Origin of the sequence: Sporichthya sp. (assembly GCF_013815995.1) — a bacterium.
GTDB lineage: Bacteria > Actinomycetota > Actinomycetes > Sporichthyales > Sporichthyaceae > Sporichthya.
The window spans coordinates 1-10762 of record NZ_JACDFE010000165.1 but is presented as its reverse complement, the minus strand read 5'-3'; the positions used below and the strand labels follow the sequence as shown (position 1 = coordinate 10762).

The following is a 10762-nucleotide window of genomic DNA, read 5'->3' as shown; positions in this document are numbered from 1 at the left end:
CCCCCCCCACGGCATGACCGGCCGTTCCCTCGCGGCCGAAAGGGCCCCGTCCATCCCCCTGGACGGGCCCTTGCCCTTTCTATTCGGATACGTACCGGGGGCGCATTCACATCGAAATTGTGTTTGCCATCACGGGGCCCTAGTGGCACCCGTCATCTCCCCCTAATGACAGCAAGATCCCTTAGGTGCGGACCCCGATTGATCATGCTCCAGCGCATCTAGCTTTGGTTTCCAGAAGCGCACGGGGTTGCATGAGCCTTCAAGCGCGCCACGAGAAACGCCCTCGTCGGCTCTTGGTACGGGGCGATCTGGTCAGAAGTCGAAATCCCACCTGCACGACCTGATCGACACAGAGAAGACACCCGCGGGACCCTTGCCCGCCGTAATGTGGAGGCTTCAATTGGCTTTTCCTGAGGACATTCTTGCGCCGGTCGACGGCGTTCTGGACACGGTCACCGGCCTCACGGGCATCACCGCCGCTGTCCCCGCCCTGGTGCTGCTCACCGAGCTGTCCGCCCAGTCCCCGCTCACCGGCGCCGTCAACACGGTCAAGGGCACGGTGACCTCGGCCAGCACGCTGGTCAACAGCGTCAGCGGCATCAGCTCCCCGACCGGCCCGCTTGCCGCGGTCAACACCGCGGTCAACGGTGTTTACACCGCCGCCGCAACCAGCCTGGCCACCGGCCCGCTGAACTCGGCCGCCACCGCGGTCGTCACCGCTGCCAGCCAGCTGCCGATCGCCCCGCTCGCCACCACGATCACCGGCGCGCTCAGCACCGCCAACCTGGCCACCGCCATCGCCGGCCCCCTCGGGCTCGGCGTGGTCGGCGGCGTCGTGCCGCTCGACGGCTTCGACGACATCGTCGGCTCGGTCACCGACGCCCTGAGCGTGACGGGCACCCTGCCGGCCGTTCTGAACAGCGTCACCGCCCTGCAGGGCACCCTGTTCAACGCCGGCAACGCCGGCATCCTGTCGGGCCTCGGCCCGCTCGGCGCGGTCAACACCGTCGCCACCGCCGTGCGTACCGCGCTCAACCCGGCCAACCCGCTGGGGATCGCGGGCGACCTGGTCAACGCCGTCCACGCGGTCACGAACACCGCTGTGGAAACCGCTCAGGTCAGCACCCTGGTCAACAGCGTCCTCGGCGCTGCCCAGCTGCAGGCGTTCCCGCTGAGCAGCGCGTTCTTCGACACCACCTCGCTCGGCTACGTCAACAACGCCCTCGGCGGCGCGCTCAACGTGGTCAACCCGGTCCTCGGCGTTGCCACCGGTGCGACCGGCGCCGGCGACGGCATCCTCGGCGGGCTCGGCGGGATCACCTCCGGCCTGCCCGGTGGCGAGATCCTCGACGGGATTGCGCTCCCGGACCTGCTCGGCGCGGACAGCCCGCTGGGCATCCTCGACGGCCTCCTCGGCGGCGAGGGTGGCACGGGCGACCCGCTCGCGATCCTCACCGGCCTGCTCGGTGGCGAGGGTGGATCTCCGCTGGACATCGTGACCGGCCCGGACGGGATCCTCGGCGGCATCACCGGCGGTACCGGTGGCAGCCCGTTGGACATCGTCACGGGTGAGGACGGCCTGCTCGGCGGCATCACCGGTGGCACCGGCGGTAGCCCGCTGGACATCGTCACGGGTGAGGACGGCCTGCTCGGCGGCATCACCGGTGGCACCGGCGGTAGCCCGTCGGACATCGTCACGGGTGAGGACGGCCTGCTCGGCGGTCTGACCGGTGGCGAGGGTGGCGAGGACCCGCTGGGTCCCGTCACCGCGCTGCTCGGCGAGGACGGCCCGCTGACCTCCCTGCTCGGCGGCCTCGGCGGCGTCTGAACGATCTGATCCATCAGCACAGCACGACGAAGGGCCCCACCATCGGTGGGGCCCTTCGTTCGTCCGGTACGCGGCGCCGGAGTCAGGGCGCGACCGGAGGCTCCTCGTTCGTGTCGCTGCTGTTGAACTCGACGGAGCCGGAGTCGGTCGAGGTGTCCTCGGCCTCCGCAACCGGGGCAGCGACCTCGGGTGCCGCTTCCGCAGCCGGCCCCACCTCGCTCGCGGCCGGCCCCGAAGCCGCCGCATCCACCGCCCCGTCACCGGAGGCCTGAGGCGAGCCGCCCTTGGCCGCCTTGCGCTCGGCGGCCTGGTCCTTGGTCGCCTTGCCGCTCTCGGCTGACGCCTCGTCAGCTGCCTCGGTGTCGGCCGACGTGCTCGATCCGGACGTCGCCGCGGACCCCGTGTCGGCGCTCCCCTCCGTGCGCCCACCCGGGCTCCCGGCGGAGGTTTCCGACGCCCCCACCGATGAGGCCTCCGATGGGGCCTCCGAGGACTTGGACGCCTTCGCGCTCTTGCCCTTCTCGGCCGCCTCGACCTCCAACTGCGAACCGTCGGAGGAGTCGGTGCCGGCGTGCGCCTCCTGCAAGATGGAGCCGGGCAGGGCGTCGCCGAACTCCAGCGCGCCCAGCTGGCTCAGGCCGAGTCCGCCGAGCATGATCACGCTCGCGGCCGCCATCAGGACGGTCGGGATCTTGCGCTTCTGCGCGACGATCGGCCGGGTGCCCGGCTCGCGGTCCCCGGCGAAGCCCTCGATCTCCAGGGCCGGACGGGCCGGCTTGGCGTCCACGGCGGCGAGAACCGTCACCGGAGCGGCGGCGGTCTCGCCCTCGGCGACCGGTCGCGCGGCGTGCCGGCCGGTGATCTTCGCCGGCTCCAGCGCGAGGGCGAGCACCGCGCCGGTGGCGACCGCCAGCTTCGGGTCGATGTCCCGCTCCAGCGCCACCCCCGGGTACCGCGCGGAGAGCAGCTGGGTCACCAGCGGAATCCGCGAGGAGCCGCCGGTGAGCAGGATCCGGTCGAGGTTGTTCCGGGTCAGACTCGCCGAGACCAGTGTGGCCTCGAGCGCGGTGCAGGTCTCCTCGACCGCACCGGCGATCATCGCCTCGAACTCGCCGCGGGTCAGCCGCACCGAGGTCTGCGCCGCACCGAGCAGCACCGGCACGGTCGCCGTGGTGTCGGCGGAGAGCGCCTCCTTGGCTTCGACGCACTCCCGGCGGAGCCGCCCCATCGCGGTCACGTGCAGCGGGTCGTCGAGGTCGACCCCCGGGGTCTGCGGGCCGGCCGTGCCCAGGACATAGGCCAGCACCGCGTCGTCGAAGTCGATCCCGCCCAGGTTCGGCAGGCCGGACGGGCTGCCGAGCGGAGTGAAGCGGCCGTCGGTCTCAGCCCGCAGCAGCGCGGCGTCGAAGGTGCCGCCCCCGAAGTCGTAGACGGCGACCGTGCTGCCGGCGCGGAGGCGCCCGGTGTCGGCGTAGGCCAGGGCGGCCGCGGCCGGCTCGCTGACCAGCGTCACCTCGAGCAGGCCCTCGCGGACCAGCGCCGCGGTGAGCAGTTCCTTCTTGTGTGCGCCCCACGCGGCCGGGACCGTGAGCGCGATCGCGTCCGGTGCCCCGCCCTCCTGCTCGGCGACCCGGTCGGCGACCAGGGCGACCATCCGCGCCGCGATCGCGTGCGCGGTCAGCCCGTCGCCCTCGGCCCCCATCAGCAGCGGAGTTTCATCGCCGATGCGTCGCTTGAACCGGCGGACCACGCGGTCCGGGTCGGTCACCGCGCGCCGCTCGGCGGGTTCGCCGACCAGCACCGTGCCGTCAGCACCGAGGAAGAGCACCGACGGCATGGTGGCCGCCCGTTCCCCGAGTGAGACCACGGTCGGTGCGGTGCCGGGACGGTGAACCACCGCGGCCGTGAAAGTAGTGCCCAGATCGACACCGAGTCGGTAACCCATGGCGCGCCAGCCCCCTTGGTCGTGTGTTCTAACGGGGCTCATATGACCCGACGTCAGGGGGTGTTCTCGCCCTTGGCGCGGGCAAGATCGTTTGACCACGAGCGCAGGTTCCGGACCGCCGCAGGCCCGCGGAGAGGGTGTCGTCGCAGGTCGGAGGCCGTTTGCCTCAGCTTGAACCAGTGTGGCTGGAGATGTCTAAAGTGATAGCTGTTACCACTATTTGAACTCCTGTCACACGCGACACGCCCGGTTCGGCGACCTGATCCCCCCGCCCTCCGGTCTCCGACCAAGATCACGATCCCCCAATCGGGTGATCTTGATTGGGGGGTTTTCCCCGATCCGCCCGATTCGTCTCACTGCCTAGATTTCTCGGCAACGGCCCGCCACGGACCGCGGAACCACGACAGCAGCTACGAAATCTGACGAAGGGTCACGGCAATGGCTACCTCTCTCCTCGACTGGATCGTCGACCTCATGCGCGACGGCAGCGCCCGTGAGGCCTTCAACTCCAACCCGCAGATGTCGATGGCTTCGGCCGGCTTCACCAACGTGTGTGGATCCGACGTCGCGGACTCCCGCGCTTTCCTCATCGACAACCCGTCGATCCGCGAGGTCGCTGGCGTCAGCACTCCCGAGGCCTCGGGTGAGGACGCCCCGGACCAGATCAAATACATCATCAACAACTACACGATCGAGGCGCCCACCTCGAACGGTGGCAACGTCATCGACGAGCCGGACATCGACGGTCCGGACATCGACAACAACGGCGACGGGAACACCAACACCGCCTCCGAGGAGAACACCACCACCCAGGAGACCACCGACTCCTCCACCGACTTCAACAGCGAGGCCGACAACGTCGTCCCCGGCGACGGCTCCGCGGGCGACGACCAGATCCAGGACAGCACCATCACCGACATCGGCGAGGGTGTCACCGGCGACGACAACACCAACGTCCTGGTCCTGACCGACAACCTCAACGACCTCGACGTGCTCTCGAACCTGGTCGACGACACCCTCAACGGCAGCCCGATCCTCAACGGCAGCCCGATCCTCAACGACGTCGTCGAGGACAGCGCAAACAACCTGCACGACCTGATCAACGTGCTCGCCTAGCCACCAGCCTGCCTGCGTGAACTAGTGGGGAGCCACCTCTCGGAGGGGAACACCTCGCCGGACCGCGGTCGGCCGTGTCGCGCCAGATCCCCCGGTACGCGACCGTCGAGGTGAGAGGAACGGCCCCGTCCCGCTATTCGGGACGGGGCCGTCGCACGTTCAGGGGCGGGTGCACGCTCTGCGGGCGCCCGCCCGAGTGCTGCCCCCAACGCCACCCCCGATCAAGATCACGATCCCCGTACGCGCGGCTTTCGATGGGGGACCTTTCCCCGATCCGCACGGTTCCCCCCGCTGCCTAGGTTTGTCCTCAAGCGGCCCGCAGGGTGCCGAAAACCTCAACTTCACAACAAATCTGACGAAGGGTCACGGACATGGCTACGAACCTCCTCGACTGGATCGTCGACCTCATGCGCGACGGCAGCGCCCGTGAGGCCTTCGGCGCCCACCCGCAGATGAGCATGGCTTCGGCCGGCTTCACCAACGCGTGCGGCTCCGGCGGCTCCGGTGTCTCCAGTGCCCCGTCGTTCCGCGAGGTCGCCGGTGTCGACTTCCCGTTGGTGGCGGGCGCCTCGAACCCGCAGCAGATCGAGTACATCATCAACAACTACACGATCGAGGCCCCGACCTCGAACGGTGGCAACGTCATCGACGAGCCCACCATCGACGGCCCGGACATCGACAACACCGGCGACGGGAACACCAACACCGCCACCGAGGCCAACACCACCAGTCAGACCGCCACCGACAACTCCACCGACGTCGACACCGAGGCGGACAACGTCGTCGAGGGTGACGGCTCGGCCGGGGACGACCAGATCCAGGACAGCACCATCACCGACATCGAAGAGGGCATCACCGGCGACGAGAACACCAACGTCCTGGTCCTGACCGACAACCTCAACGACCTCGACGTGCTGTCAAACCTGGTCGACGACACCCTCAACGGCAGCCCGATCCTCAACGGCAGCCCGATCCTCAACGACGTCGTCGAGGACACCGCGAACAACCTGCACGACCTGATCAACGTCCTTTCCTAGGTGGTCGGCCCTGGGGGGGCGACCTCTCGGAGGGGGTACCTCGTCGGAGTGCAAGTCGGTCGTGTCGCGCCAGATCCCCCGACCCGCGACCGTCGAGGTGAGAAGATCGGCCCCGTCCCGGTGCTACCGGGACGGGGCCGTCGCTTGTGCGGGGCCGGGCTGCGTAATTGCGCTGGCCCGGCGCCGTGCGCGCCGGCCACGGGGACCAGGGATCAGGAGAAGCGCGTGCCGGCACCCGATGTGGTGATCCAGACGGTCGAGGATGCGCTGCGCATGGTCACCGCCCGCGGCCGTACCGACCTCGCCAGCCGGCTGCGCAAGACCAAGGACCGTCTTCACGACGACCGCGTCCGGGTCCTGGTCATCGGGGAGTTCAAGCAGGGCAAGAGCCAGTTGGTCAATGCGCTGGTCAGGGCCCGGGTATGCCCGGTCGACGACGACATCGCCACCTCGGTGCCGACCGCCGTGTACTACTCCGAGAAGCCCGTGGTGACCCTGGTCAAGGAGGAGCCGGGCGCCGACCCCGACGACGATTCGAAAGCGATTCGCGTCGAGCGCACCGAGGCCAGCCTGGAGGACCTCGCGCGCTACGTGTCCGAGATGGGCAACCCGGCCAACCGGGAGGGCCTGAGCCACGTCGAGGTCGGGCTGCCGACCCCGTTGCTGCAGTCCGGCCTCGAGCTGGTGGACACCCCGGGTGTGGGCGGGCTCGGATCGGTCCGCGCGACCGCGACCCTGGCTGCGCTGCCCGGGGCCGACGCGGTCCTGCTGGTCTCCGACGCCGCGCAGGAGTACACCGCCGCGGAGCTGGAGTTCCTCAAGCATGCGATGAAGCTGTGCCCGAACATCGCCTGCATCCTGACCAAGATCGACCTCTACCCGGAATGGCGGCGGATCTACGAGCTGAACCAGGAGCACCTGACCCAGGCGGGCGTCACCGCGCAGTTGATCCCGGTCTCCTCGGTGCTGCGCTGGCACGCGCTGGACCGCAACGACAACGAGCTCAACGTGGAGTCCGGCTTCCCGGTCCTGGCCACGATGCTGACCAACACGGTCGGGCAGGCCGAACTGCTGGTCCGGCGCGCGGTCGCCAACACCGTCGCCGGGGTCAGTGAGCAGCTCTCCCGCGGGCTGCAGTCCGAGCTCGGAGTCCAGGAACACCCGGAGACGGTGGAATCGACGGTTTCGGACCTGCGCGCCGCCAAGGAGCGGATGACGGCGCTCCGCGAGCGCGGTGCCCGCTGGCAGCAGACCCTGGCTGACGGGGTCGCCGACCTCGCCGCCGACATCGACTATGACCTGCGCGACCGGATGCGCGACATTCAGCGCAACGCCGAGGAGGAGATCGACGTCCTCGGTGACCCGTCGGTGGTCTGGGTCGAGTTCGCACCGTGGGTGGAGGAGCAGGTCGCCGGCGCCAGCTCGGCCAACTTCGTCTGGGCCAACGAGCGGGCCCGCTTCCTGGCCACCGTGGTGGCCGAGCACTTCGCCGAGGACGGCGAGCTCTCCCTGCCCGACCTCGATGTCGGGGTCGGCGGGTCGATGCAGGCCGTCCGCCCGATGTACCTCTCGGACGAGGGTGACCCGAACCTGGGCGAGAAGGCGTTGATCGCGGTCCGCGGCGGGTACATCGGCACCCTGATGTTCGGCATGTTCTCCACCTTCGCCGGGCTGGCCCTGCTGAACCCGTTCTCGGTCGGCGCCGGCCTGCTGCTGGGTGGGCGGACCCTGCGCGAGGAGAAGAAGCGGTTGCTGCAGCGCCGGCAGGCGGAGGCCAAGAACGCCGTGCGCCGGTACACCGACGATGTCGTGTTCCACATCGGCAAGGACAGCCGCGACATGCTGCGCCGGGTCCAGCGCCAGCTGCGGGACCACTTCACCGAGGTCGCCACCGAACTGGAGACCTCGCTCCAGGACTCGTTGCGCACGGCCGAGGCGGGCGCACGTACCAACTCCGCCGACCGCGAGGCCCGGATCGGCGAGCTCAAACGTGAGCTGGCCTCGGTGGCCGGTCTGCAGCAGCAGGCGCGCGCTCTGGTGGTCACCCCGGCGAAGGCGGGAGCAGTGTGATTCTGCGCCGCTCCAAGAAGAACAAGAAGGACGGGAAGGGATCGGACGAGTACTCCGAGGAGTACTCGGAAGAGAACGAGAATTCAGCGGCCGAGACGCCGCCGCCCGCGGCTGTGCGTGAGGTACCGGTTCCCGCCGCCCGGTCCCCGCACGGCACTCCGGTCTCGACCGACATCTGTGGCCAGGTCCGCCTGGTGCTCCAGCAGGCCGCCGAGGTCTACGCCGACCACGCGGAGGCCGCGGAGCGGATCGAGGCGCACCTGGACCGGCTGGACTCACCGGTGCGCATCGCGATCGCCGGCAAGGTCAAGGCGGGCAAGTCCACGCTGCTCAATGCGCTGGTCGGTGAGGTCATTGCGCCGACCGACGCGGGGGAGTGCACCCGCGTCGTCACCTGGTACCGCAACGCCCCGGCGCCCCGGATCGTGATGCGCCGTAGGGACGGCGAGTCCAACGATCTGCCGATCATCCGGCAGAACGGCCGGCTCGAGCTGGGCCTGGGCGGGGTCGCCCCGGAGGAGGTCGACCGGCTCACGGTGGACTGGCCCTCCGGTGACCTGGCCACCATGACGCTGATCGACACGCCGGGCATCGCCTCGGCCTCGGTCGAGGTGTCAACCCGCACCGAGGACTTCCTCACCCCGGACGAGGAGCAGGGCGCGGCCGACGCGATCGTCTACCTGATGCGTCACGTGCACGCGGACGACATGGGCTTCCTGGAGGCCTTCCATGCCCACGCAGCCATCGGGTCCTCGCCGGTGAACACCGTGGCGGTGCTCTCCCGCGCCGATGAGATCGGCGCCGGCCGGGTGGACGCGCTGCAGTCCGCCCGCGCGATCGCGTCCCGGCTGCGCGCGGACGAGAAGATCCGTTCGCTGTGCCAGACCGTCGTCCCCGTCGCCGGTCTGCTCGCCGAGACCGGGCGCACGATGCGCCAGGCGGAATTCAACGCCCTCGCCGCGATCGCGGCCGCGGACCGTGACTACGTCGACGCGATGCTGCTCTCCGCCGACCGGTTCGGCCGCGAACTGCCCGAAGGTGCACCGGAGCTGCCGTCCGCGGCGATCCGCTCCGCGCTGATGACCCGGTTCGGTCTGTTCGGGGTGCGCATCGCCCTGCCGCTGATCCGGCAGGGCATCACCGACTCCACCGCCCTCGCCGGAGAGCTGGTCCGTCGCTCCGGGCTCGAGGAGTTGCGCGAGGCGCTGACCGCGCTGTTCACCGAGCGCGGTGACCTCCTCAAGGCGCGCTCGGCCCTGATGGCGTTGGACTCGATCCTGCGGTCCACCCCGTTGGCCGAGACCGACCTGCTGCTCGCGCAGGTCGAGAAGATCTTCTCCGGCGCGCACGAGTTCGTGGAGCTGGCTCTGCTCGGGTCCCTGCGCACCGGGGCCGTGGCGCTGCCGAGCGAGCAGCGGGCCGAGGCCGAGCGGCTGCTCGGCGGCACCGGTCAGGCGCAGTTCGTACGGCTCGGGCTGGCCCCGACCGCCTCCCTGCAGGAGATTCGGGAGGCCGCCACCGATGCGATGAGCCGCTGGCGGCGACGGGCGGAGAACCCGGCCTCGGCGCGTCCCGTGGCCGACGCCGCGCGCGTCATCGTCCGCACCTGCGAGGGCATTCTTTCCTCGCTGTAGCGCGCAACTTCCATGCCTGAGTGGTCGATTCCGGGGCTGATTCGGCCGCGAAATCGACCACTCAGCCATGGAAGATGCACTGGGGTGGCCCGAGGGGCGCGAGGGGCTCTTCGCCGCCGCCGCTCCGAAAGCGCACCATGGCACGGCGCGCTCACCCCCGAAAGCGCAGTGCGGCACGTCCGGAAGCAAAGCCCGCGTGCCATGGTGCACTTTCGGGGGTGGATGGCACCCGGGCCAACGTCCTGAGGGACCGTCAGGCGTCGGTGTCGAGGGCTGCGCGGAGCTGGGAGAACAGCTCGCCGCGGCTGCCGGCGCCGAGGCGCTGGCGCATCCGGGCGACGTGGTGCTCGACGGTCTTGGCCGAGATGAACAGCCGCTCGCCGATCTCCTTGTAGGTCAGCCCGGTGACCAGCAGCGCGGCCACCTCACGTTCGCGGTCGGACAGCGCGATGCCGCCGAACCCGGTGGGCTCGGCCGGTCGGGCCATCGGCATCGCAGGTGGGGAGTCCGAGAGCAGCGCACCGCCCTCGCCGCTGAGCGCCTCCGTCAGCCCGGGGCCGCCGCCGACGGCCGGGCGCAGCGACCGCGCGACGCTCATCAGCGAGGACATCAACGCACGGTCGCCGGTACGCACAGCGGCCTGGCCGGCCAGCCGGGAAGCGTCCCAGGCGTGCCCGATGGAGTGCAGCCGGCGCGCGGCCGCCTCGACCTCGGCGGCGTCCACCTGCCCGGCCATCACGCGCATCCAGCACCGCGCGGCCGCAGCGAGCACGGCGGCCTGCGGATAGGACGGGGCGGCAGCTTCGAGAATGGCGATGTGGCCCGCGGCGTCGGCCGGCCGGTCGGCCAGGCTGGCCGCCTGCACGGCGTACCAGTGCATCGGAGCGGCCCACAGGGCCGGCTGGCCGAGGCGCTCCAGCAGGGCCCAGGCCTCGTTCAGGTGCGGGGCGATCCAGCCGCCTTCCCCCAGCCGGGCCGCGGCGACCGCGAGCTCGCCGACCGCGTGCAGGGCGAACAGGTCGACCGGGTGGCGCACGATCGCCTGGCGGGCGCGTTGCCAGGCCACGCCGAGTGCGCCGAGGTCGCCCTCGCGGCGGGCCAGCCCGACCTCGATCGCGGCCGCGGTGAGTTC

The 10762-nt window shown here is 70.4% G+C and carries 7 protein-coding genes; 5 read left to right on the top strand and 2 right to left on the bottom strand.

Annotation, left to right across the window (positions count from 1 at the left end):
• Nucleotides 1-400: 400 nt before the first annotated feature.
• On the top strand, nucleotides 401-1828 hold the full coding sequence (locus H0X00_RS17050) for a hypothetical protein (RefSeq protein ID WP_293773200.1): 1428 nt from the start codon (nucleotides 401-403) through the stop codon (nucleotides 1826-1828).
• Nucleotides 1829-1910: 82 nt separating this feature from the next.
• Here the strand turns inward: H0X00_RS17050 and H0X00_RS17045 are convergent, their stop codons facing one another.
• Complete coding sequence (locus H0X00_RS17045; RefSeq protein WP_293773197.1) at nucleotides 1911-3773, bottom strand: Hsp70 family protein; 1863 nt, start codon at nucleotides 3771-3773, stop codon at nucleotides 1911-1913.
• 438 nt (nucleotides 3774-4211) lie between these two features.
• Here H0X00_RS17045 and H0X00_RS17040 point away from each other — a divergent pair, with 438 nt between their 5' ends.
• From H0X00_RS17040 to H0X00_RS17025, 4 genes are all read left to right on the top strand, one after another.
• The gene (locus H0X00_RS17040) at nucleotides 4212-4889 is read left to right on the top strand and encodes an IniB N-terminal domain-containing protein (RefSeq protein ID WP_293773195.1); all 678 of its coding nucleotides are present in this window, start codon (nucleotides 4212-4214) and stop codon (nucleotides 4887-4889) included.
• A 371-nt stretch (nucleotides 4890-5260) separates the two neighbouring features.
• Nucleotides 5261-5926, top strand: a complete 666-nt coding sequence (locus H0X00_RS17035; protein ID WP_293773193.1) for a hypothetical protein — start codon at nucleotides 5261-5263, stop codon at nucleotides 5924-5926.
• A 225-nt stretch (nucleotides 5927-6151) separates the two neighbouring features.
• Entirely contained in the window at nucleotides 6152-7996 is a 1845-nt protein-coding gene (locus tag H0X00_RS17030; RefSeq protein ID WP_293773190.1) for a dynamin family protein, read from the top strand.
• A complete protein-coding gene (locus H0X00_RS17025) occupies nucleotides 7993-9630 on the top strand; it encodes a dynamin family protein (protein WP_293773187.1) in 1638 nt (545 codons plus the stop codon). The genes H0X00_RS17030 and H0X00_RS17025 overlap by 4 nt, the downstream gene beginning before the upstream one ends.
• 253 nt (nucleotides 9631-9883) lie before the next feature.
• On the opposite strand, the gene H0X00_RS17020 is transcribed toward H0X00_RS17025, so the two are convergent.
• Nucleotides 9884-10762 (bottom strand): helix-turn-helix transcriptional regulator (locus H0X00_RS17020; RefSeq protein ID WP_293773184.1); only part of this gene is annotated, 879 nt, incomplete at its 5' end.

Bases quoted from the DNA above. Each gene is read 5' to 3' on its own strand.
- H0X00_RS17035 (WP_293773193.1), top strand. From the start codon at position 5,261: ATGGCTACGAACCTCCTCGACTGGATCGTCGACCTCATGCGCGACGGC.
- H0X00_RS17045 (WP_293773197.1), bottom strand. From the start codon at position 3,773: ATGGGTTACCGACTCGGTGTCGATCTGGGCACTACTTTCACGGCCGCG.
- H0X00_RS17040 (WP_293773195.1), top strand. From the start codon at position 4,212: ATGGCTACCTCTCTCCTCGACTGGATCGTCGACCTCATGCGCGACGGC.